We start from the raw sequence: 21,661 nt of genomic DNA, 5'->3' as shown, positions 1-21,661 counted from the left end.
TCGCGTGAACATCGAGCTACGGCACCTGCGTTATTTCATCGCCGTTGCCGACGAGCTCCATTTCAGCCGCGCCGCCGAGCGGCTGGGCATCTCCCAGCCGCCCCTCAGCCAGCAGATCCGCGACCTGGAAAGCACGGTCGGCGTGCGCCTGCTGCGGCGGACCAACCGGCGTGTCGAACTCACCGATGCGGGACGGACATATCTCGACGCCGCGAAAGACATCATCGCGCGCGTGGACGATGCCGGTGACATGGCACGCCGCGCCGAACGCGGCGAGATCGGCGAATTGCATGTCGGCTTCACACGCAGCACGCCATTGATCGAGCGTTTCCCGCGGGCGATCCGGGCATTCCGCGACACCTATCCGTCGGTACGGCTGGTACTGCAGGAACGCAACACGCTTCAGCAGATCGAATGCCTGCTCGACGATCGCCAGCAACTGGGACTGATTCGCGGCGCCGTGCTTCCCGCGCCGCTCGTGTCACGCAAGGTGGTGGACGATCCGCTCGTCGCCGTGATTCGTGCCGACCATCCGCTGGCACGGCGCAAGCGCGCGAAGCTGCGCATGGAAGAACTTTCCGACGAGACCTTCATCGTGTTCACTCGCGCGGCGGGCACCGGCATCCACGACCAGCTGTTGACGATGTGCCGCAACGCGGGTTTCTCGCCGCGCATCTCGCAGGAAGCCGGCGAATCGTCGACCATGATCGGCCTGGTCGCCGCCGGCATGGGCGTGGCCGTGTTGCCGCAATCGATGCGCCACGTGCAAGTGGATGGCGTGGCCTACGTCACCATCGACTCGCCCGACGCGGCGAGCGCCCTGCACCTGGCGCATCGCCGCGACGATGCGTCGCCGCTGCTGAAAACCTTTATGAAGCTGATGCTAAAGGCGTGAGCCTGCGCAGCTTCAACGCGATGCCGAGGCCAAGCAGGACGAGTACCGCGACATAACCCGCGACGCCGTTCCAACCGCCACGGGTCCACGCGATGCCACCCAGCGACCCGGCGATGCTGGAACCCATGTAATACGAGAACAGGTAGAACGACGAGGCGTGCGCCTTGGCGGAGGGTGCGCGGTTGCCGACCCAGCTACTCGCGATGGAATGGCCGCCGAAGAAGCCGAAGGTCATCACGGCGATACCGGCCACGATGGCCCAGAGCGATGCGCTCGCCGTCAACGCCACGCCCGCCAACATCATCACCAAGGTGGTCCAGAGTACGCGACGCCGACCGAGCCTTCCGGCGACCGATCCAATCCATGCCGAGCCGACGACGCCGACCAGATAGACCATGAAGATCGCACCCACATGGGACTGCGAGAGCGAGAACGGTGGCGCGAGCAAGCGATAGCCCACGTAGTTGTAGATGGTGACGAAGGCACCCATCAGCAGGAATCCTTCCGCGAACAGCCAGGGCAAGCCCTTGTCACGCCACAACGAGACGAACGCGTCCGCGAGCACACGCGGGTGGGCGCGGCGCTTCTGGAAGTGCAGCGACGGTGGCAGGCCACGCGCTACGAGAAACGCCGCGATCAGGCCCAAGGCGCCGATCATGCCGACCGCTACGCGCCACGATGCATGATCCGCCGCGAAGCCGGAGAGGATGCGCCCACTCATGCCACCGATGGCGTTGCCGCCGATATAGAGGCCCATCGCATAGCCGATCGAGTCGCCGTGGACTTCTTCGCTCAGGTAGGTCATCGCCACGGCGGGGAGCCCTGCCAGCGTGAGACCCAGCATGGCGCGCAACACCAGCAGCGATGTCCAGTCCGGTGCCATGGCGGTCAACAGCACGAGTACCGACGAGCCCAACAGCGACGCCAGCATGACGGGTTTGCGCCCCCACGCGTCCGAGAGCGCACCGGCAAACAACATCGCCACCGCCATGACACCGGTGGTGAGTGAGAGCGACAGGCTGCTCGCCGCCGCGTCCACGTGGAACGCGCCCGAGAACGCGGGCATGAGAGGTTGCACGCAATAGAGCAGCCCGAACGTCGCGAAGCCCGACGAGAACAAGGCGAGATTGGTACGCCGGAACGCCGGTGTGCCATGACGAATGCGCCGATCCACGAGCACCGCCGGCGCGGCGGACGACGAACCGTCCACGGGAACCTCCAGGGAAAGAGCCATGGGGAAAGGCTAGTCCCTGAATTGAGTCGAATCGATATGGCGAAAGCTCCGCTTCGATATGTTTCAAGTATGAATGGACCGAGTGCCACCCTATCGGAAACCCTCAACTGGTGGGAGCCGACCCTGTCGGCGATCCCGCGGCAGCGAGCCAGGTTACGGCAAGCACCCATCGCCGACAGGGTCGGCTCCCACCGGGGGCTTGAGGCAAGCACCCATCGCCGACAAGTCGGCTCCCACAAGAGCGGCTCCCATAGCAGTGGGTGCCACAGGAGCAGAGATCGTGGGTCAGCGGGAGACGGTGCCGCTCGCCCCGCCATCCCACTGCACGGCCGAGGCGAGTTCCTCGTTCGTGAGCGCCAGTTCACCCCCGTCCTCGGCCATCTTGACCGCCACCACGTGCTCGCCTCGCCGCGACAGTTCGGAAACTCCCGTGGCCGTCAGCGCCTGCATCCGGCTCTCCTCGGTGGCGAGCAGGACCAGCAAGGTTTTCGATCCGTCGACGAAACGAACGCCGCTGGTCGCGCCGGACTTCGCCAGCTCGACCGATTCCAACGGCACGGCTCGCACCTTCCCTGCCCAGCGCGGGGGTGCGACGAACGTGTATCCGGCGGCCTCGTCACGCCAGACGAAGCGCTTCATCGGCTCGGGAGCGGGCGCGGGTTGGCCGTGGGTGCCGGGCGGAGGCGTGGCGGCGGCGATCGTGGGCAGCCCGAGCAGCAAGGCGAGAACGACGGTTTTCATGGCCAGGTCTCCGTGAGGACCGGCCCAGCGTACGCCGTATCCGTCGCCCCGGCGTCAAGCGCCCCGCGCGGTGTCCCGGCCGCCGGCGGGCGAAGCCTCTTTCCCGCTCACCCACGCGAACAGGGCGATACCGACGACGATGGCGATGGCGCCCATCGCTGCCAGGGCACCCGGGACCGCCTCGTCGAGGAACGCCGCGCCGATCGCCGTGGCGAACAACAGTTCGGCGGCCTGCATCGCCTCGACGGCGGCCAGGGCCGTCGGTTGCCGCCCCACCCTTTCCGTCGCGTGGAAGAACAACACCGTGGCGATCACACCGGACGAGAGCGCGACGCCGCCCGCCAACAGGACCTCGCGCTGGGTCGGCGGTCCCACGGTCATCCAGGCGACCACGAACAACACGATCCACAGCGGCCAGCTTGCCAGCGTCATGCCGAAGACGCGCTGCACGGCGCCGATCTTCGACCCGCTGCGCTCCAGGTGAAGCAGGATCTTCCGGTTGCCGAGTGGATAGGCGAACGCCGCGAAGACCACCGCGCCGACCGCCAGCCACGCGGACGCGTCGAGTGCTCCGTGCGCGTGGCCGAACTGCAGCAGCATCACCCCCACGACGATCAAGATGCCGATCGCCAGCGCACCCACGTGCCAGCGCGCACGCTCGTCCCGATAAATGAAAGGAGCCATCAGCGGCCCCGCGAGGACGGTCATCTGGAAACTGCCCGCCACCAGCCACGAGGGCCCGCTGCTCGCCGCCCAGGTCAGCGGCACGCCGAACAGCACGAACCCGACCGTGCTCCAGCCGAGCCATGTCCGCGTATGCGAACGCAATTCGCGTGGCAGGCTGCCCAACCCACCCTGGAACGGCAGCACGATGGCCAGCAAGGGCAACGTGAGCATGTAGCGCAGGATGACCGCCCACTGCCAATGCCCACCGCCACTGACGACGGCGCGGTTGAGAACGTAGGTGAGCGTGAAGAACAGCGCGGAGAGCAGCGCGATGGCGACGGCGGTGAGTGCGTTGGAGCGCATCATCCGAGGGCTTCCATATGCGTCAGCAAGAGACGCAGGCTTTCGCGGCCCTGCCAGTCGTTGACCGACAATTCATAGGCCACGCGCATGCGCGACGGCGGTGGCGTGCCGTCGTAGCAGTTGAACATCACCGCGTCGAGCGGAGCGCCGCCTTGTTCGTGACGCAATTGCAGACGCAAGTGGCGACTTCCCATCGGTTTCCACGACGCGCATTCGACGCGTGCCTCGAAGACCGGCGGCGGGAAGCCCTGCCCCCACGGCCCCGCATGGCGCAATTGCCTGGCGAGATCGAGGGTATGGTCACGATAATCGAGTTCACCATCGGTGTGGACGAGCGCCTGAAGCCGCTCGTCATCGAGGTGCGCGCGTGCCGTCGTATCGAAGGCCGCGGCGAAGCGATCGAAGTCGACGGCCCGCAAGCTGAGTCCCGCCGCCATCGCGTGTCCACCGAATCGCAGGATCAATCCAGGATGTTTCGCATCGATCTCGGCCAGGGCATCGCGAATATGAAAGCCGGGAATCGAGCGGGCGGAACCCCGCAGTTCATCCGTTTCGTCACCCGCCGGGGCGAATGCGAGCACCGGGCGGTGCAGCTTCTCCTTCAGCTTGGACGCCACGAGGCCGACGATGCCCGCATGCCAGCCGGGATCGAACAAGGCGACACCTACAGCATCCACGTGCGCCGCCCGCGCGACCATCGTCTCGGCCTCCTCGACCATGCCCGCCTGCATTTCGCGGCGTTCCTGGTTGATCGCCGAAAGTTGTTCGGCGTGGCGCCTCGCGATGCCGGGATCGTCGGTAAGCAGGCAGGCGACACCGAGCGACATGTCTTCGAGGCGTCCGGCGGCATTGAGTCGCGGGCCGATCGCGAAGGCGAGATCGGTCGCGCCCACGGTGGCCAGCGAGCGTCCACTGGCTTCGATGAGAGCCGTGAGACCCGCACACGCCTTGCCGGCACGCATGCGTTTCAGGCCGGCATCGACCAGAACGCGGTTGTTGAAATCCAGCGGCACGAGATCCGCCACCGTACCGAGCGCGACCAGGTCGAGCAACGCACCCAGGTCCGGTTCGCCATGGGGGAAATGGCCGGCATCGCGCATCGCCGCGCGAATGCCCAGCAGCAGATAGAACATGACGCCGACGCCGGCGAGCGCCTTGCTCGGAAAACCGTCACCAGCGAGGTTGGGATTCACCATCGCACTGGCGTCGGGCAACGTCTCACCAGGCAGGTGGTGATCGGTGATCACCACCGCGATGCCACGTGCGCGCGCGGCGGCAACGCCGGCGACGCTGGCCACGCCATTGTCGACGGTGACGATGATGTCGGGTGTCGGATCGAGCGACGCCACCAGCGCTTCGCTCAGGCCGTAGCCGTGCACGAAGCGATTCGGCACCACGTGGCTCACGTGGCGCGCTCCCAGCATGCGCAGACCGCGCTCGGCCACCGCGGTGCCCGTGGCGCCATCGCAGTCGTAATCCCCCGCGATGACGATGCGCTTGTCGTCGGCGATGGCGCGCATGAGCAAGGCCACGGCGACGTCCATGCCGCCGAGCAGGTCAGGCGGCAGCATGCGCGCCAGACGATGTTCGGCGTCGTGCGGCGTGCAGACACCCCGCGCGGCGTAGATGCGCTGGATCACCGGATGGACATGCGCCGGCCAACCGCTCGGTGCGGCGGCCACGGCGCGCTGACGCCATGCCTTCGCCGTCATGCCTTACGCCAGAAGCGGAGGCGATGGCGCTTGCGCAGCACCGTGCGCACGCCATCGGCGAAGGCGAGGCGAATCTCGGTGCCCGCGGTGAGGTGCGCTTCGATCGCTGACCACCAGTCCCGCTCGAAAGCGGACGGCTGGATGTCCTGCAAGTCGAGCAGGCTGTAAGCGGGAGCCGCTTCAGCGGCGATGGCCGGGTTGTCGCGAGCACCCGCTGAAGCGGCTCCCACAGGGGCGGCGAACGTCGTGCGCGACTGGACGTCCACGTTCGCACGGTGGGCCAGGGCCCAGGCGAGCAGGTCGTCGCTGTAGATGCGCGACAAGCCGCATTCGACCCATTCGGGAAGCGCGCCAGGACCCCACAGCCACACGCTGTTCACCGGTGGCAGCCCCTGCGCCGTGCGTGTCCGGTTGACCGGATGGTTGTGCAGGACCACCTGCGCTTCGTTGATCAGGGCGCGCCAGCGGCGGCCTTCCTCGCCTTTCGGCAATTGCTCGAAGAGATCGGCGCCAAGGGCCTCCTCCGGCTCGGGAAAGGACGGCACCTCGACGTAGTTCGGCAGGCGCAGTTGCCAGTGCTGCGCATCGCCGACCAGCAGGCTCATCCCCTCTGCCTCGAAGGTTTCGGCGAGCGCTTCGACCAGGCTCTTCGAATCCTCGACGCTCAAGCCGAGGTTGCCGCAGGCGAGCAGACGGGCGCCGTTGAGTTCCGGCTGCACCCATGCGGGATCGGCGGACAACCACAGCGCATCGCTCGCGTCGCCGGCCACCGACTGGCGGATCAGCGCCGCGGCCGGCAGCGTCCCGTGCGGCCAGCGGAAGTGTTCCGAAAGCGCGACGAGGTAGCCGGGCACCGCGGCGGGTAACGTCGTTCCGCGCGCCAGCCAGCCGGCGAATGCCGAGGCACCGGCGAGTTTGTCCCGCCCCGGTAGCAGCACATGGAGGACGGCGCTCATGTCAGGCCTCGATCTGCTCGAGAAGCCCGAGCCATTCCGCCTCGAGTGCTTCCTTGTCGCCACGCAGTTCGGCCTGTCGCTGGCCGAGTTTCATCAGTTCGGCCGTCGGGCCGCCATACACGGCGGGATCGGCGAGCTTGCCTTCGATCATGCCCAACTCCTTGTCCATGCTTTCGATCAACGATTCGATCTTTTTCACGCGCGCGCGCAACGGCTTTTCCTTCTCGCGTTCTTCCGCGCTCAGCTTGCGCTTCTCCTTCGCCGATTCCTGCACGGGCGCATCGGCCGGCGCGGACGCCACGGCCGCGGTCTTGCGCGTGGTGGCGCGGCTGCGCAACCACTTCGCATAGTCGTCGAGGTCGCCGTCGAAGGGCTCCACCTTGCCGTCGGCCACGCGCCAGAACTCGTCGCAGACCATGCCCAGCAGGTGGCGATCATGCGAGACGAGCACCAGGGCGCCGTCGAATGCAGCGAGTGCGTCGGCAAGCGCTTCGCGCATGTCGAGGTCGAGGTGGTTGGTAGGCTCGTCGAGCAGCAGGAGGTTCGGCTTGTCCCACGCGATCAGCGCGAGCGCCAGGCGGGCGCGCTCGCCACCGGAGAACGCGTCAACCGGTTCGAAGGCACGGTCCGCCGGGAAGTTCCAGGTGCCCAGGTAATCGCGAAGCACCTGCGCACCCACGTTGGGTGCCTTTTCCTGCAGATGATCGAAGGGGCTCGCACCTTCACGCAAGCTCTCGACCGTGTGCTGGGCGAAGTAGCCGATCTTCGTGTCCTTGTGCATGCCGCGCTCGCCGACCAGCGGCGCGAGTTCGCCGACCAGCGACTTCACCATCGTCGATTTACCGGCGCCGTTCGGGCCCAGCAGGCCGATACGGTCGCCCGACTCCAGTCCGAAGGCGATGTCGTGCAGGACGACGTGTTCGCCGTAGCCCGCGTCGACATGGTCCAGTTGCAGCATGGAGGTCGGCAGGCGGTCCGGTGTCGGGAACGAAAAACTGAACGAGCGTTCCGCGCGAACCGCTTCGGTACCGGCCATCTTCTCCAGGCGCTTCATGCGCGACTGCGCCTGCTTGGCCTTGCTGGCCTTGGCCTTGAAGCGGTCGATGAAGGATTGAAGGTGGGCACGCTCGGCCTTCTCGCGCTCGTGCGCGATCTGCTGCTGGCGCAGGTGTTCGGCGCGCTGGCGTTCGAACGCGCTGTAGTTGCCCGTGTAGAGCTTGGCCGTGCCGTCGTGCAGGTGCATCGTGTGCGAGATCACGCCGTCGAGGAATTCACGGTCGTGCGAGATGATCAGCAGCGTGCCCGGATAGCGGCGCAGCCATTCCTCCAGCCAGAGCACGGCGTCGAGGTCGAGGTGGTTGGTGGGTTCGTCGAGCAGGAGCAAGTCGGACGGCGCCATCAAGGCCCGCGCAAGGTTGAGTCGCACGCGCCAGCCACCCGAGAACGAGGACACCGGCCGCTCGTGGGTTTCGGGGGCGAAGCCCAGGCCGTGCATGAGCCGGCCGGCGCGGGCACGCGCGTCGTAGCCGTTCACTTCCTCGATGCGCATGTGGGCGGCGGCCACGGCCTCGTGGTCCTCGGCGGCGAAGGCGTCCGCCTCGGCCTTGAGCGCGGCGGCCACTTCCACGTCGCCGCCCAGCACGTACTCGATCGCCGGGTCCGGCAAGGCGGGCGTTTCCTGCGCCACGGAGGCGAGACGCACCTTCGAAGGCATGTCCAGGTCGCCCACTTCCGGCTCCAGCTCGCCCTTCAGGGCGGCGAAGAGGGTGGACTTGCCACAGCCGTTGCGACCGATGACGCCGAGGCTCCAGCCGGTCTGGATCGTGAGGTCCATCTGCGACAGCAGGGTGCGGCTGCCGCGGCGCAGGGCGAGATTGCGGAACGAGATCATGGATAGGCATGCAGGCGATAGGCGACTGCGCATGATAGCCGTCCCGCTCCCGTCGCGTCGCCGAAACGCGACACAGCACACAGGCGCGAAACCCGCCACGCGCCGCCCATGGCGCACCCGGAAGCGATCTGTTACAACGGCGTCCTGCGCCGCATGGGGAGCGCGACGGAGCCATCATGAACACCTTCAAGCCTGTTTTCACCGCGATCGCGCTGGCGCTCGTGTCGGCCTCCGTGGCCCCGTCCGTCCATGCCGGCGACACCCTGCTCATGCAGCGCGTGCAGCAGGAGCAGGCGATGAACCTGCCGAAGAAAGGCATGAGCATGGCGGAGGTGGAACGCCGCTACGGCCAGCCCACCGCCAAGCTCGACTCCCGTGGCGGCGGCAGCCGCAAGCAGCCGGTGATCAATCGCTGGATGTACCCGGGGTACATCGTCTATTTCGAGCGCAGCCATGTGATCCACGCGGTGTTGAACACGCCCGCCGGCAACAACCTCAATCCGGCGAATCCGAAGTAACCGGGCGCCGGATCGCCGCTTAAGCGGCTTCCCACCAAGCCAGAGCGGCTCCCTGCCCAGGAGCGGCTCCCTGCCAGGTCAGAGCGGCTTCCTGCCCAAGTCGGGGCGGCTTCCTGCCCAGGTCAGGCGCCTTCCCGCCAAGGCCGCGACAGCCTGGTGGGAGCCGACCCTGTCGGCGATCCCGCGGCAGCGGGCCAGGTCAAGGCAAGCACCCATCGCCGACAAGGTCGGCTCCCACCAGGCAGGTCAGCATCACAGGGCGCCTGGTAAACAGCAGGCCCTGTGGAAACAGCAGGCCCTGTGTGGAGAAGCCGCTTCAGCGGCGATGGCCATTACGGCAGCGGTAACCGGGAAGCCTTACAATTGCCGGCTTCCCTCGCTGCCCTGCCTACGCCATGACCGACCGATCTTCCTACCGCCTGCCCGCCGAATGGGAGCCGCAGGCTGGCGTGCTCATCGCCTGGCCGCACGCCGGAACCGACTGGGCCGACCGCCTGGCCGGAGTGGAGGCCACGTACGTGGCGCTGGCCGTCGCGGTGACCCGCTTCGAGCCGCTGCACATCGTGGTCGCCGACGCGGAGCTTCGTGAGCGCGCGCGGCTGGCGATCGAAGCGGCTGGCGCCGACATGTCGCGCGTGCACTTCGTCGAACTGCCCTACGACGATACCTGGCTGCGCGATTCGGGCCCCATCACGCTGACCGGCCCGAAGGGCGTGCTGCTCAACGATTACCGCTTCACCGGCTGGGGCGGCAAGTTCGGCGCGGAGCGGGACGATGCGCTGATCGCCGGGCTGCTCCAGCGCAGCATCCTCGCCGGCTTGCCACACAAGCGCATCGACTGGGCGCTGGAAGGCGGCGGTATCGAGAGCGATGGCCACGGCACCATCCTCACCACCTGGAAGTGCCTGCACCAGCGCCACCCCGGCCTCTCGCGCGAGACGATGACCGATACCCTCGCCACCACGCTGTACGCCGACCGCGTGCTGTGGCTGGAACACGGCTATCTTGAAGGCGACGACACCGACGCCCATATCGATACTTTGGCGCGCTTCTCCGAGGACGGCGGCATCGTGTACCAGGCGTGCGACGACGAAAACGATCCGCATTTCGAGGAACTGGGGCAGATGGCCTCGGAGCTCGCCGAGCTGCGCACGGCGGAGGGCAAGTCGTATCCCTTGCATCCCCTGCCGTGGGCACGCCCCATCGTCGACGAAAGCCGCCGCCTCGCGGCGTCCTATGCGAACTACCTGATCGTCAACGGCGCCGTGCTGGTGCCCGCGTACGGCGACGAGGCGGACGACGAGGCGGCGCGGATCATCGGGTCGGCGCATCCGGGCCGCGAAGTCGTCCAGGTGCCGTGCCGTTCGCTGATCTGGCAGAACGGCAGCCTGCATTGCATCACCATGCAGTTGCCAGCGGACATCCTCCGATAATCCACCATGCATGCGCGGCGGGTGCCGCGCGAGGAAAGACGTCCATGACCCGCAAGACCCTCAAGGTCGCCCTCCTCCAGGAAACCGACCGTGGCAGCCGCGACGCCAACCTCGACGCCATCGAGGCGGGACTGCGTGACGCGGCGAAGGCCGGCGCGGAACTGGTGCTGTTGCAGGAACTGCACAATGGGCCGTACTTCTGTCAGCGCGAGAGCGTCGAGGTATTCGATCTCGCCGAGACCATTCCCGGTCCGGGCACCGATCGCATCGGCAAGCTCGCCGAGGAACTGAAGCTCGTGGTCGTCGCCTCGATCTTCGAGAAGCGCGCCACCGGCCTGTACCACAATACGGCCGTGGTCTTCGACCGCTCGCGCGCAATCGCCGGCAAGTACCGCAAGATGCACATTCCCGACGATCCGGCGTTCTACGAGAAGTTCTACTTCACGCCGGGCGATCTCGGTTTCGATCCGATCCAGACCTCGGTCGGCAAGCTCGGCGTGCTCGTGTGCTGGGACCAGTGGTACCCCGAAGCCGCGCGCCTGATGGCGCTGGCCGGCGCCGACCTGCTCTTCTATCCCACCGCGATCGGTTGGGATCCGAACGACTCCGACGAGGAGAAGGCCCGCCAGCGCGAAGCCTGGATCACCGTGCAGCGTGGCCATGCGGTCGCCAATGGTCTTCCGCTGCTCTCGTGCAACCGCACGGGCTACGAGGCCGATCCGTCGAACGTGGGCAGCGGCATCCAGTTCTGGGGCTCGAGCTTCGTCGCCGGTCCGCAGGGTGAGTTCCTCGCCCAGGCCGGTACCGACGGGCGCGAGTTGCTGGTCTGCGAGGTCGACATGGAACGCAGTGAACACGTGCGCCGCATCTGGCCGTTCCTGCGTGACCGCCGCATCGACGCCTACGGCGATCTCACCAAGCGCTTCCGCGACTGACCCCACCCCAAGGACCACCGACCGAATGATTCCAGCCGAGAACGACGTCATCCTGCCCACCGCCCTGGAAGGCCAACCCATCGAGCGCATGACGCGCGACGGCGTCGAGTACGTCATCCTCGGCACGGCGCACGTGTCGCGCGCCAGCGTGCAGGCAGTGGACGCCCTGCTGGAAACCGAGCACTTCGACGCCGTGGCGGTGGAGTTGTGCCCGAGCCGCGCGCACGGCATCCGCGATCCGGAAGCGTTCAAGCAGATGGACCTCTTCCAGGTCATCCGCCAGGGCAAGGCCGGCATGGTCGCGGCCAGCCTGGTACTCGGCTCGTTCCAGAAGCGCCTCGCCGCGCAGTACGGCATCGAGCCCGGCGCGGAGATGAAGGCCGCGATGGACGGCGCCGACGCGCGTGGCATTCCGGTGTGGCTGGTCGACCGCGAGGTGGGCACGACGCTCAAGCGGGCATGGCGCAGCGTCGGTTTCTTCCAGCGCTTCGGCTTGATGGCCGGCATGCTCGGCAGCGTGTTCGAGCGCGAGGAGATCGCCGAGGCCGACATCGAGAAGCTGAAGCAGGCGGACCTGCTGGAAAGCGCGTTCAGCGAGTTCGCCAGCGGCTCCGCACCGCTCTACCACGCCCTCATTGCAGAGCGCGATGAGTTCATGGCGGCGAGGCTTCGGGAAAACGGCGCGGCCATGGATCCATCGGCCCCCAGTCGCAAAGTGCTCGTCGTCATCGGTGCCGGGCATCTGAAGGGCATGAGCGTCCAGCTGGCGGAACAGCATGGCGACGCACGTGCGCTCGCCGACGATCTCGCGGTCACGCCGCCGGCGTCGAAGTGGCCGAAAGTTCTTGCCGTCGCGCTGGTCCTGGGAATTTTCGCCGCGATCGGCTACGCCTTCTATCGCAGCCCGAGCCTGGGCGTCGACGCGCTGAAGAACTGGATCCTGCTCACCGGCGGCCTCTCGGCGCTGGGCGCGTTGATCGCCGGCGCCCATCCGCTGTCCATCGTCGCCGCCTTCGTCGCCGCGCCGCTGAAGCCCTTCCGTCCCGGCATTCCCTCCGGCGCGATCAGCGCCATGGCCGAAGCCTGGGTGCGCAAGCCGCGCGTGCTGGATTTCGAACGCCTGCGCGACGACATCACCCACTGGACCGGCTGGTGGAAGAACCGCGTGGCGCGCACCCTGCTCAACTTCTTCCTGGTGAGCATCGGCACCATCGCCGGCGAGTACATCGCGGGGATCCACATCATCCGCAGCCTGTTCTGACGGCGTTTTCCCGGCCCGAGTTGTCCGCCGTCGCGACACGCCTCTATACTTCGACGGCTATTCAACCCCCGGCCCCGCCCGGCACCCAGGGAACACTTAATGAAGCGTCTGCATCTGGTTGGACTGATCGCCGTAGCTCTGTGCGCCGCATCCGCAGCGCATGCCGAAGGGGACAAGGCCAAGGGTCGCACACTCGTCTACACCTGCAATGGCTGCCACGGCGTGCCGGGCTACGCCAACGCGTACCCCGAATACCACGTGCCGCACATCGCCGGCCAGAACGAGCAATACATCGTCAACGCCCTGAAGGCCTACAAGAGCGGCGAGCGCAAGCACCCGACGATGGGCGCCCAGGCGCAAAGCATGTCCGACCAGGAAATCGCGGATATCGCCGCCTACCTTTCCAGTCTCGCCAAGTAAGCCGCCGAGGACGAACGATGATCCGTGGGTTTTCCCTGATTGCCATCGGCGCGCTTCTCGCGCTTGCCGCCACCCAGACCTTCGCCGCCGGTGACCCGGCGCGCGGCAAGACCAAGATCGCCACCTGCGTGGCCTGCCACGGCCAGGACGGCAACGCCGTCGATCCGCAGTACCCGCGCCTTGCCGGCCAGTACGCCGATTACCTCGCGCAGGCCCTGCACGAGTACAAGGACGGCCGCCGCGACAACGCCATCATGAAGGGCTTCGCCGCGACGCTGTCCGACCAGGACATCGACGATGTCTCGGCGTACTTCGCCACGATGCCGACGAAGCTGCAGGGCCTCGAGCACCACATCCAGGGCGAATGACCGCCCTGGCGCCTTATCCGGCCGCGCGGGCGAAGTAGGGTTTTTCGCCCGTTTCGTGGTCGGTGGCATCGCGCACTTCCGTGATCTCCGGAATGCGCTCGCGAAGGGTCTTCTCCACCCCGTTCTTCAGCGTCACGTCGACCATGCCGCAACCGTGGCAGCCGCCGCCGAAGCGCAGTACGACCACGCCCTCGGCCGTCACTTCCACCAGCGAGATACGGCCTCCGTGCGAGGCGATCTGCGGCGCGATCTCCGACTCGAGGACGAACTGCACGCGCTCGACGAGCCCGGCACCCTCGCCCGGCGCCTCGCCCTTGATCCGCGGTGCGCGAATGTTGAGCTGACTGCCCGTGGGGGTGGTCTCGTAGTCGATGTTGGCGGGATCGAGCCAGCGCATGCTCTCGCCGTCGACATACAGGTTGAAGCCCTCGCACTCGACCGTCCATTCGTCGCCGGTGAGTTCCGAGGCGGCGCAAAATTCCAGTTCGCATTGGGCGGAAGGCGTGCCCGCCGCGACCACGCGCAGGCGGATGCCGAGGCCGTCGTCGCCTTGCTGGGCCAGCAGGCGCTGGAAATGTGCCTGCGCGCGTTCGGAAATGTCGATCATGATGGCTCCGGGGTAATCAGCACCATTTTAGTACGCTTTCCAGTTGGGCGCCGTCTTTTGACAATTCAACCGTCAGCGCGGACGCTTCGCGCTTTCTCAGGATGGATGGACACACCATGACCCTCTCCCCGCTCGCCACCCAGCACTGCCAGCCGCGCAAGGGCGCGGAGCACGCGCTCGACCGCGCCGCCATCGATGGCCACCTGGCAAGCCTGCCCGGCTGGAAGGTCACCGCCGACGGCAAGGCCATCGTCAAGAACTTCCGTTTCCCCGACTTCCATCACACCCTCGGCTTCATCAACGCGGTGGGCTTCATGGCCAATCAGGAAGACCATCATCCTGATCTCGAGGCGGGCTACGGCCATTGCCAGATATTGTGGTCCACCCACGATGTCGGCGGCCTCTCCCTGAACGACTTCATCTGCGCCGCCCGGGTCGAGGCCCTGCTGGATCACTGAGATGAACCCGCGGAACACCCCGTGGGTGGTCGTCGCGAGCGCGATCCTTGCGCTTGCCGCGCTCCTCGCGTTGCCGCGATTCGGGGCAACGGTGGTGCGGGCCGCGATCGAAAACGAGAGCGCGGCCGATCGGGCGTCGTTCGCCGCGGGCGAATCACCCTGGTCGTGGCGCTTTCGCGAACGGGACGACGTGGTCGCTGGCCGTGCTTTCGGTGCCGGGGCCCTGACGGTCGTCGAAGATGGCCTTGCGTTCCGCGCGACGGGCGGTTCCGGCATGGAGATCGGCCTGCCGCTCGACAGGCCCGTCGATGTGAGGCGGCTGGATCGCATGCGGCTGCGTGCCAGAGGCGTCGGCCTCCGGCAGTTACGCATGGGTGGCTCGGGAAACGCTGGCCGGTCCATTGCGGCGCGCCTCGCTCGGCACATTCGCCGCGGGCCCGCTGCCGCCTGTCCTTCGCCTGGACCGTCTGGACTGGACCGATCCGGCGGGACGGCGCGTCACGCCGCCGGCCCGCGCTGCCATGCTGCGCATCGAGGCGAAGCTGCCCGCCACGGCCACGTTCACGCTGCACGAGGCGTCGTTGGTAGCCGGAAGCGGGCCGATCCAGCCGCCGGTCGGCGCCCTTCCTTCCCGGCTTTCAGCGGAAGGATTGCTCGCATGGCGCGACCATGCTCGCGCGGCCGATCCGCTGGCCACCTTCGGTTCGGGGACGGCGGCCAGGTCTCCGGGGACAACGGACGGGCCAGCGCACGCGTGGCTGCCTTGGTGGCCGCCCATCGTCTACGTGCTCTCGCTCAGCGCCTTCGTGGCATCGGCACTGCGGCGGCATCAGCGCAGGCCCGTCCTAGCCACCGGTTCATCCATAGCAGAGTCTTCTGCCGGGACGGCGTCGGCGCCCATCATCCGCACGGAGAGCGGTTTACGCCCTGCCGCCCGCCTGCGCGACCTGATCGACGCCGCGCTCGTGCTCACCGGTCCTCTCTGGTTCATCGCGGGACTGGGGCTTTCCGAGCGGCCGGACCCGCCGGGCGTCGTGATGTTCGTGGCAGGAGCGGCCTATGCATTCTTTCTCCATGCCACTCGCGCCGTTCCCGGCTGGCAATGGCTCGGCTCATGGCGCGGCGCCGGGTGGCCGCTGCTGGCGATACCCGCGGCCCTCTGCGTCATCGTGTTTTTCGGTCATGCGCCGTCCTGGCCGCCCTTGGGGCGTGTCGCTATATATGTCGGCTGGGCCCTGTTCCAGCAATGGCTGATGCTGGCCGTCGTCGGGGCCTTGCTGGCACGGGCGCTGCCCCGGCCACTGGCCGTGTCGCTCACCGCCCTCGCCTTCGCCCTGCTGCACACGCCCAACGGCCTCCTGATGCAGCTGTGCTTCGTGGCGGAATTCGGCTGGGCCTGGTGGTACTTCCACCGCCGCGCCCTGCTGCCCGTGGCCGTCGCCCACGCGCTCAGCGCGGTCCTCCTGCAGGCCGGCCTGGCTGGCGGCCTGCTCAGGTCACTGGAAGTCAGCGCGAGATTCCTCGGCTGAACTGGTCGGCTGCCCCGGTGGTCAGGGCAAGGTGAGCCATCCTTGATGGAAACCGGGCCCGGTGGGAACCAGCCTCGATGGAAAACCCTATCTGGTGGGAGCCGACCTTGTCGGCGATCCCGCGGCAGCGGGCCAGCTTTAGGCAAGCACCCATCGCCGACAAGGTCGGCTCCCACCAGATCGAGGTCGTCTCCCGCCGGTCGGGCGTCAACCGCGCAGATTGTCGAGGAATGCCTTGAGATCGTCGGGTAACGGGGCGGAAAAATCGTAGTTCCTGCCGCCGAGGTCGAAACTCATCCGGGCCGCGTGCAGGAACATCCGCTTGAGCCCCTTGGCGCGGAAGCGCTTGTTCGCCTCTTCGTCCCCGTATTTCGGGTCGCCGGCCAGCGGATGGCCGGCGTACTGGGCATGCACGCGGATCTGGTGCGTACGGCCCGTACCCAGCGTGGCCTGCATAAGGCGGGCGCCCGGGTACTGCTCCAGTTCCTGGAAAAACGTGAGCGAGGGCTTGCCGGCGTCGTCCACGCGGACCAGGCGCTCACCGCCGTGCATCACCGACTTGAGCAGCGGAGCGTTGACATCGAATTTCGCCTTGCGCGGCGTGCCGGTCATGAGACAGAGGTACTGTTTGGTCACCTCGTTGTCGCGGATGAGCGCCTGCAGGCCGGTCAGGCCCGGGCGGGAGCGCGCCAGCACCAGCACGCCGCTGGTGTCGCGGTCCAGCCGGTGGACGAGTTCCAGGTGCTCGCTCGGCCTGGCGGCCCGCAACAATTCGATGGCGCCGTGGCTCACACCGCTACCGCCATGGGCGGCGATGCCCACGGGCTTGTCGATCACCAGGAAATGTTTGTCCTCGAAGATGACCGAATCGGCGACCGCCCGGACCATGCCCGACGGGGCGACGCTTTCGTCGCGTTCGGCCACGCGAACCGGCGGAATCCGCAGCATGTCGCCGAGGGTGAGGCGGGTATCGGGCTTGGCGCGCTTGCCGTTGATGCGCACCTGTCCGGTTCTCAGAAGACGGTAGACCAGGCTGCGCGGCACCCCCTTGAGCAGGGTCATCAGGGCGTTGTCCACGCGCTGGCCATCCCTCTCGGGACCGATTTCGACCTGGCGCACACCTTGGCCGCCGTCGAGGGAAGTTACCGTCTGCATTGATAAAACTCGAAATTGATAGGATACTCGGCCAGCGCCAGGCTCCGCTGAAGACTCATCTCTCGCGGGGTGCCAGTACCGCTGCGTAAGGCGAGTGTCGCGCCAATCCGTCCGAGGGGTCGGAGGGCGAGGACACCCTACATCGTAGCGGTTCAGGTTGCGGTTGTCCGGCTAATCCGTAGGGACGCGGACCGGTTGCAAGGCGCTTATTCACGAATCACGCCGGGTCCAGGTATCGGTCCCGGATCCCATGCCGCTTGAAGCCTCACCGCTGCGGCGCGATCCCCGGCAGGCCGCCACATGGGCGCCACCGCGGCGCGCGGCCGCGCGGCAAGGCCGAGGAACCCACAATGAAGCGTATGTTGATCAACGCGACTCAGCGCGAAGAGTTGCGTGTGGCCATCGTCGATGGTCAGAACCTGTACGACCTGGACATCGAGATCCCGTCCCGGGAGCAAAAAAAGGCCAACATCTACAAAGGCCGCATCACCCGCGTCGAACCCTCCCTCGAAGCCTGCTTCGTCGACTATGGCGCCGAACGCCACGGGTTCCTTCCCCTGAAGGAAATCGCCCGCGAGTATTTCAATCCGAACGCGGAAGGCAAATCGACCATCCGCGAGCTTCTCAAGGAAGGCCAGGAGATCATCGTCCAGGTCGAGAAAGAGGAGCGCGGCAACAAGGGCGCCGCCCTCACCACCTTCATCAGCCTCGCCGGCCGCTACATGGTGCTGATGCCGAACAACCCCCGTGCCGGCGGCGTTTCGCGCCGCATCGAGGGTGAAGACAGGCAGGCCCTCAAGGAAGCCATGGAGCACCTTTCGGTGCCCGACGACATGGGCCTCATCGTGCGCACCGCCGGCATGGGGCGCGACGCCGAGGAACTCCAGTGGGACCTGGACTACCTGCTGCAGCTGTGGAAGTCGATCTCGGCCGCCGCCAACTCCCAGAAGGCTCCCTTCCTGATCTACCAGGAATCGAAGCTGTTCATCCGCGCCCTGCGCGACTACCTGCGCAACGACATCGGTGAGATCCTCATCGACGAGGAATCGCTGTTCAACGACGCCCGCGATTTCGTCCAGCAGGTGATGCCCAACAACCTGCGCAAGCTCAAGCTCTACCAGGATCCCACCCCGCTCTTCTCGCGGTACCAGATCGAAACCCAGATCGAGAGCATCTTCGAGCGTAACGTCCGCCTTCCCTCGGGTGGATCCATCGTCATCGACCAGACCGAAGCCCTCACCGCCATCGACATCAATTCGTCGAAGGCGACCAAGGGCAGCGACATCGAAGAGACGGCGTTCAACACCAATCTCGAGGCTGCCACGGAAATCGCCCGCCAGCTGCGCATCCGCGACGCCGGCGGCCTGATCGTCATCGACTTCATCGACATGGACAGCCCGCGCCATCAGCGCGAGGTCGAAGAGCGCCTCAAGGAGGCCCTGAAGGCCGACCGTGCGCGCGTCCAGATCGGCCGCATCTCGCGCTTCGGCCTGCTGGAGATGTCCCGCCAGCGCCTGCGTCCGAGCCTTGGCGAAGCCACCCAGATCGTCTGTCCGCGCTGCGAGGGCCACGGCCACATCCGCAGCGTGGAATCGCTGGCGCTGTCGACCCTGCGCCTGATCGAAGAGCACGCGATGAAGGAAAACACCGGGCAGGTCCTGGTGCAGGCGCCGTCCACGGTCGCCAACTTCATGCTCAACGAGAAGCGCGCCAGCATCGTCGAGATCGAACTGCGCCATAACGTCCACGTGGTCGTCGTCGCCGACGAGAAGCTGGAAACCCCGCACCTCGAGATCACCCGTATCCGCGAGGCGGACATGGGCGAGCACAGCAAGCCCAGCTACGAACGGACGACCCCGATCGAAGCAGCCGCGTTGCCCAAGATGGGCCAGGCCCTCGGCAGCGGCGAACAGCCGCTGGTGACCGGCGTGGTTCCCAGCACTCCCGCTCCGCTGCGCGACGAAGACGCCGATGTGGCCGTCGCCGCGCCAGCACCGTCCAGCCGCGCTCCCGCCGCTCCCGCTGCACCGACGGGGGGCTTCTTCTCCCGCCTCTTCGGCAGCCTCTTCGGTGGCGGCACGGCGGCGGCGCCTGCCCCCGCCCCGGCTCCGGCCCGTCGCGAAGAATCGCGTCAGGGTAGCCGCAACGAGCGTGGCCCGCGCCGCGACGATCGTCGCGGTACCGAAGGACGCGGCGGCAGGGGTGAACCGCGCCAGGCGCAGGGTCAGCGCAGGGACGGCAATCCGCAGGCCAAGGCACAGCAGCCAAAGGCCGGCAAGCCACAGCAAAACCGTGGTGAATCGCGCCAGGGTGAAGAGAAGCAGGCCCGCCAGAAGGACCCCCAGCAGGGTCGTCAGGGCCGTCAGGAACAAGCCACGCAGGGCGGCGAAAACAACCGCCGCCAGCAGCCGCCGCGGGGCGAGCGCAAGCCCCAGGGCGAGGCCGCCGACAAGGCAGTAACGGCGGCAGCTGCCGTTGGAGCAGCCCAGGCAGCGGCGTCACCGTCGCCGCGCGTGCCGGCGGAAAAGTCCGCCGCACCGGCGGTGAAGGACGACGACGCGCTGATCCAGGGCACGGCCGATGCACCGGCGACGGACGTCGAAGCCACCATCGCCACTGACGCCAACACGCCGCCGGGCGAAGGCACGAAGGAAACCGAGGGTGGCCAGCGCCGCCGTCGCGGTCGCCGCGGTGGCCGCCGCCGTCGTCGTCAGGAAGACGGCAGCCAGGCCGGTGCCATCGAAGGTGGCGCCAACGCCGAGGACATGGACGACGAGGACGGTGACGACGAGTCCTCGACCGAGAACGCGCGCACCGAGGCTCCGCGTGCCGGCACCGCCCGTTCGAGCGCCAGTATTCCGCCGATGCTCGATACGGCTGAGGCCGCCGAAAACGCCTTCGCGGTGGAAGCACCGGTACATACGGGCTCGCGCCCGGCCGAAGTCGAACTGGCCGGTGAACTGGCCGACGAAGACAATGTGCCCTCCGCGTTGACCCTGCCGTCCCTGCCGAAGCTACCGCCCATCCCAGGCCACGCACCGGCACCTGCCACGACGACGCATGCCTCCGCGGAAGCGGCCAGCCCGGCCGACTCGGCGCAGACCCGTACCACGGAGCGCCGCCAGACCGAATCCGATGCCCCGCTCAAGACGGCGCCGGTGACGGGCTCGGCTCCGGTGCCGGCCGCCGCGCCCATCGCTGCCGCACCTGCGCAGGTCCCCGAACCGGCCGTTGAAGCGGCCGTCCCCACCCGGACGGCATCCGTGCTCGACGCGCCCGCACGCGGCATCCTTCCCGAAGCGAAACCGGCCGACATGGCTGCCGCACCGTCTCGTTCCGAGCCGGTCGTCAGCGAAGACGCCCCCGCGGAAGAGTCCGGGAGCGCTCCGGTAACGCACCAAGCCGAGGAAGCATCCAGGGACGAGGAAGCCCCGCCGAAGGCCGAAAGGAGCGCGCCGCCGCCGGCCCCTCCCGTGACACCCACGCCGAAGTCGGCCGAGGCGTCGAACGTGTCGCCGGTGTCGCATACGCCCCCCGCACCGGTGTCCGCGCCGGCCTGGACGCCGCCAGCCCAGGGTGACCTGCTGACCCGGCCACGCCAGGAACCGCAGGACGACAGCTCGCACGGCGGATCGTGAAACGACTAGCGGGAAGGCAAGCGCCTTCCCGCATCGCGATGGTGGGAGCCGACCCTGTCGGCGACCCCGCGGGCGGCCAGGTTACGGCAAGCACCCATCGCCGATAGGATCGGCTCCGGCCAGGGCTCAAGAAAACGCCGGGCAATGCCCGGCGTTTTCTTGTCTCACGTCATGAAAGGTGTCAGCTGCCTACCTGGTGATTGTGCGTGTCGAGCAAGCCATGCACCGTCATCAGATGGGCGAGGCCCACGACGTGTTCGACATGCAGCTTCTCCATGAGGCGCTGCTTATAGGTCGAGACGGTCTTCGGGCTCAGATTGAGCCGTTCGCCGATCGACGTCAGCGGCATGCCGCGAACGAGCATCATCGAGACCTCCATCTCTCGCGTCGACAGCGTATCGAAGGGCGAATCCGAGCCATCGAGCGTGGCGAGCGCCAGCTGCTGCGCAACGGTGGGAGCGAGGTAGCGACGCCCGGACGCCACCTGGCGCACGGCGCTGAGCAACTCGTCGGACGAGCAACCCTTGGTGAGATAACCCAGCGCTCCCGCATCCAGCAGGCGCTTGGGGAAACGCGCATCGTCGACAACGGTGAGGATGACGATATTCGTGCGCAGCTTCGCGCGGATCACGCGCTCGGTCAGTTCCACGCCGCTCATTCCGGGCATGTGGACATCGACGAGCGCGATATCCGGTGATTGCGACCGGATGAGGCGCAGGCCCTCCTCGGCCGAGCCCGCTTCTCCCCTGATCCGGAGATCGGCCTGCTGCTGCAGGATCATCCGGAACCCGGTCCTGACCAACTCGTGGTCGTCGACCAAAACAACGTTAATCATGTAATGCCCTCCCTGGGCCGACTGTACTTCTGTGCGCGCGTATCGG

General features: G+C 67.3%; 19 protein-coding genes. 10 read left to right on the top strand and 9 right to left on the bottom strand.

Features of this window, described 5'->3' with window-relative positions:
- Window positions 1-4 precede the first annotated feature (4 nt).
- Window positions 5-895 (top strand): LysR family transcriptional regulator, encoded by an 891-nt coding sequence (locus QFZ41_RS16430; protein WP_429199718.1) that lies wholly within the window; start codon window positions 5-7, stop codon window positions 893-895.
- Here QFZ41_RS16430 and QFZ41_RS16425 read toward each other — a convergent pair.
- From QFZ41_RS16425 to QFZ41_RS16400, 6 genes are all read right to left on the bottom strand, one after another.
- The gene (locus tag QFZ41_RS16425; RefSeq protein ID WP_429199717.1) at window positions 870-2,129 is read right to left on the bottom strand and encodes an MFS transporter; all 1,260 of its coding nucleotides are present in this window, start codon (window positions 2,127-2,129) and stop codon (window positions 870-872) included. The genes QFZ41_RS16430 and QFZ41_RS16425 overlap by 26 nt on opposite strands.
- Window positions 2,130-2,414: 285 nt before the next feature.
- Window positions 2,415-2,870 carry a hypothetical protein gene (locus tag QFZ41_RS16420; RefSeq protein WP_429199716.1) on the bottom strand — a complete coding sequence of 152 codons (456 nt, stop codon included), beginning with the start codon at window positions 2,868-2,870 and terminating at the stop codon, window positions 2,415-2,417.
- Between the two features lie 54 nt (window positions 2,871-2,924).
- Window positions 2,925-3,902, bottom strand: coding sequence for a multidrug resistance efflux transporter family protein (locus tag QFZ41_RS16415; RefSeq protein ID WP_429199715.1), 978 nt, complete (start codon window positions 3,900-3,902; stop codon window positions 2,925-2,927).
- Window positions 3,899-5,611 (bottom strand): single-stranded-DNA-specific exonuclease RecJ, encoded by a 1,713-nt coding sequence (gene recJ, locus QFZ41_RS16410; protein WP_429199714.1) that lies wholly within the window; start codon window positions 5,609-5,611, stop codon window positions 3,899-3,901. The genes QFZ41_RS16415 and recJ overlap by 4 nt, the downstream gene beginning before the upstream one ends.
- On the bottom strand, window positions 5,608-6,567 hold the full coding sequence (locus QFZ41_RS16405; RefSeq protein ID WP_429199713.1) for a phosphoglycerate mutase: 960 nt from the start codon (window positions 6,565-6,567) through the stop codon (window positions 5,608-5,610). The genes recJ and QFZ41_RS16405 overlap by 4 nt, the downstream gene beginning before the upstream one ends.
- Window position 6,568: 1 nt before the next feature.
- Entirely contained in the window at window positions 6,569-8,458 is a 1,890-nt protein-coding gene (locus QFZ41_RS16400) for an ATP-binding cassette domain-containing protein (protein ID WP_429200278.1), read from the bottom strand.
- A gap of 176 nt (window positions 8,459-8,634) precedes the next feature.
- On the opposite strand from QFZ41_RS16400, the gene QFZ41_RS16395 reads away from it, so the two are divergent.
- From QFZ41_RS16395 to QFZ41_RS16370, 6 genes are all read left to right on the top strand, one after another.
- A complete protein-coding gene (locus QFZ41_RS16395; RefSeq protein WP_429199712.1) occupies window positions 8,635-8,976 on the top strand; it encodes a hypothetical protein in 342 nt (113 codons plus the stop codon).
- A 395-nt stretch (window positions 8,977-9,371) separates the two neighbouring features.
- Window positions 9,372-10,409, top strand: a complete 1,038-nt coding sequence (locus QFZ41_RS16390; protein ID WP_429199711.1) for an agmatine deiminase family protein — start codon at window positions 9,372-9,374, stop codon at window positions 10,407-10,409.
- Window positions 10,410-10,453: 44 nt separating this feature from the next.
- Window positions 10,454-11,344 carry a carbon-nitrogen hydrolase gene (locus QFZ41_RS16385; protein WP_429199710.1) on the top strand — a complete coding sequence of 297 codons (891 nt, stop codon included), beginning with the start codon at window positions 10,454-10,456 and terminating at the stop codon, window positions 11,342-11,344.
- 25 nt (window positions 11,345-11,369) lie between these two features.
- Window positions 11,370-12,605: a TraB/GumN family protein gene (locus QFZ41_RS16380; RefSeq protein WP_429199709.1), complete on the top strand. Its 1,236-nt coding sequence runs from the start codon at window positions 11,370-11,372 to the stop codon at window positions 12,603-12,605.
- Between the two features lie 99 nt (window positions 12,606-12,704).
- On the top strand, window positions 12,705-13,025 hold the full coding sequence (locus tag QFZ41_RS16375; RefSeq protein WP_306850501.1) for a c-type cytochrome: 321 nt from the start codon (window positions 12,705-12,707) through the stop codon (window positions 13,023-13,025).
- A gap of 17 nt (window positions 13,026-13,042) precedes the next feature.
- On the top strand, window positions 13,043-13,393 hold the full coding sequence (locus QFZ41_RS16370; RefSeq protein WP_371023219.1) for a c-type cytochrome: 351 nt from the start codon (window positions 13,043-13,045) through the stop codon (window positions 13,391-13,393).
- Between the two features lie 13 nt (window positions 13,394-13,406).
- Here QFZ41_RS16370 and QFZ41_RS16365 read toward each other — a convergent pair whose 3' ends face one another.
- Entirely contained in the window at window positions 13,407-14,000 is a 594-nt protein-coding gene (locus QFZ41_RS16365) for an NfuA family Fe-S biogenesis protein (protein ID WP_429199708.1), read from the bottom strand.
- A gap of 116 nt (window positions 14,001-14,116) precedes the next feature.
- On the opposite strand from QFZ41_RS16365, the gene QFZ41_RS16360 reads away from it, so the two are divergent.
- Window positions 14,117-14,458 (top strand): 4a-hydroxytetrahydrobiopterin dehydratase, encoded by a 342-nt coding sequence (locus QFZ41_RS16360; RefSeq protein ID WP_429199707.1) that lies wholly within the window; start codon window positions 14,117-14,119, stop codon window positions 14,456-14,458.
- A gap of 338 nt (window positions 14,459-14,796) precedes the next feature.
- Window positions 14,797-15,987: a CPBP family glutamic-type intramembrane protease gene (locus QFZ41_RS16355; RefSeq protein WP_429199706.1), complete on the top strand. Its 1,191-nt coding sequence runs from the start codon at window positions 14,797-14,799 to the stop codon at window positions 15,985-15,987.
- Window positions 15,988-16,194: 207 nt separating this feature from the next.
- Here the strand turns inward: QFZ41_RS16355 and QFZ41_RS16350 are convergent, their stop codons facing one another.
- Entirely contained in the window at window positions 16,195-17,142 is a 948-nt protein-coding gene (locus QFZ41_RS16350) for an RluA family pseudouridine synthase (protein ID WP_429199705.1), read from the bottom strand.
- Window positions 17,143-17,492: 350 nt separating this feature from the next.
- On the opposite strand from QFZ41_RS16350, the gene rne reads away from it, so the two are divergent.
- Window positions 17,493-20,780, top strand: a complete 3,288-nt coding sequence (rne, locus tag QFZ41_RS16345) for a ribonuclease E (protein ID WP_429199704.1) — start codon at window positions 17,493-17,495, stop codon at window positions 20,778-20,780.
- 181 nt (window positions 20,781-20,961) lie between these two features.
- On the opposite strand, the gene QFZ41_RS16340 is transcribed toward rne, so the two are convergent.
- On the bottom strand, window positions 20,962-21,615 hold the full coding sequence (locus QFZ41_RS16340; protein ID WP_429199703.1) for a response regulator: 654 nt from the start codon (window positions 21,613-21,615) through the stop codon (window positions 20,962-20,964).
- Window positions 21,616-21,661 lie beyond the last annotated feature (46 nt).

The sequence above is a fragment of the Luteibacter sp. W1I16 genome, assembly GCF_050434905.1.
Taxonomy (GTDB): domain Bacteria; phylum Pseudomonadota; class Gammaproteobacteria; order Xanthomonadales; family Rhodanobacteraceae; genus Luteibacter.
This window is presented reverse-complemented; position numbering and strand designations above follow the sequence as displayed.

What these genes read in the sequence shown, in the direction of transcription:
- QFZ41_RS16380 (WP_429199709.1), top strand. Translation starts at nt 11,370, where the DNA reads ATGATTCCAGCCGAGAACGACGTCATCCTGCCCACCGCCCTGGAAGGC.
- QFZ41_RS16395 (WP_429199712.1), top strand. Translation starts at nt 8,635, where the DNA reads ATGAACACCTTCAAGCCTGTTTTCACCGCGATCGCGCTGGCGCTCGTG.
- recJ (WP_429199714.1), bottom strand. Translation starts at nt 5,611, where the DNA reads ATGACGGCGAAGGCATGGCGTCAGCGCGCCGTGGCCGCCGCACCGAGC.
- QFZ41_RS16375 (WP_306850501.1), top strand. Translation starts at nt 12,705, where the DNA reads ATGAAGCGTCTGCATCTGGTTGGACTGATCGCCGTAGCTCTGTGCGCC.
- QFZ41_RS16415 (WP_429199715.1), bottom strand. Translation starts at nt 3,902, where the DNA reads ATGATGCGCTCCAACGCACTCACCGCCGTCGCCATCGCGCTGCTCTCC.
- QFZ41_RS16360 (WP_429199707.1), top strand. Translation starts at nt 14,117, where the DNA reads ATGACCCTCTCCCCGCTCGCCACCCAGCACTGCCAGCCGCGCAAGGGC.
- QFZ41_RS16340 (WP_429199703.1), bottom strand. Translation starts at nt 21,615, where the DNA reads ATGATTAACGTTGTTTTGGTCGACGACCACGAGTTGGTCAGGACCGGG.
- QFZ41_RS16365 (WP_429199708.1), bottom strand. Translation starts at nt 14,000, where the DNA reads ATGATCGACATTTCCGAACGCGCGCAGGCACATTTCCAGCGCCTGCTG.
- QFZ41_RS16405 (WP_429199713.1), bottom strand. Translation starts at nt 6,567, where the DNA reads ATGAGCGCCGTCCTCCATGTGCTGCTACCGGGGCGGGACAAACTCGCC.
- QFZ41_RS16390 (WP_429199711.1), top strand. Translation starts at nt 9,372, where the DNA reads ATGACCGACCGATCTTCCTACCGCCTGCCCGCCGAATGGGAGCCGCAG.
- QFZ41_RS16420 (WP_429199716.1), bottom strand. Translation starts at nt 2,870, where the DNA reads ATGAAAACCGTCGTTCTCGCCTTGCTGCTCGGGCTGCCCACGATCGCC.
- QFZ41_RS16350 (WP_429199705.1), bottom strand. Translation starts at nt 17,142, where the DNA reads ATGCAGACGGTAACTTCCCTCGACGGCGGCCAAGGTGTGCGCCAGGTC.
- QFZ41_RS16370 (WP_371023219.1), top strand. Translation starts at nt 13,043, where the DNA reads ATGATCCGTGGGTTTTCCCTGATTGCCATCGGCGCGCTTCTCGCGCTT.
- QFZ41_RS16385 (WP_429199710.1), top strand. Translation starts at nt 10,454, where the DNA reads ATGACCCGCAAGACCCTCAAGGTCGCCCTCCTCCAGGAAACCGACCGT.
- QFZ41_RS16400 (WP_429200278.1), bottom strand. Translation starts at nt 8,458, where the DNA reads ATGATCTCGTTCCGCAATCTCGCCCTGCGCCGCGGCAGCCGCACCCTG.
- QFZ41_RS16425 (WP_429199717.1), bottom strand. Translation starts at nt 2,129, where the DNA reads ATGGCTCTTTCCCTGGAGGTTCCCGTGGACGGTTCGTCGTCCGCCGCG.
- rne (WP_429199704.1), top strand. Translation starts at nt 17,493, where the DNA reads ATGAAGCGTATGTTGATCAACGCGACTCAGCGCGAAGAGTTGCGTGTG.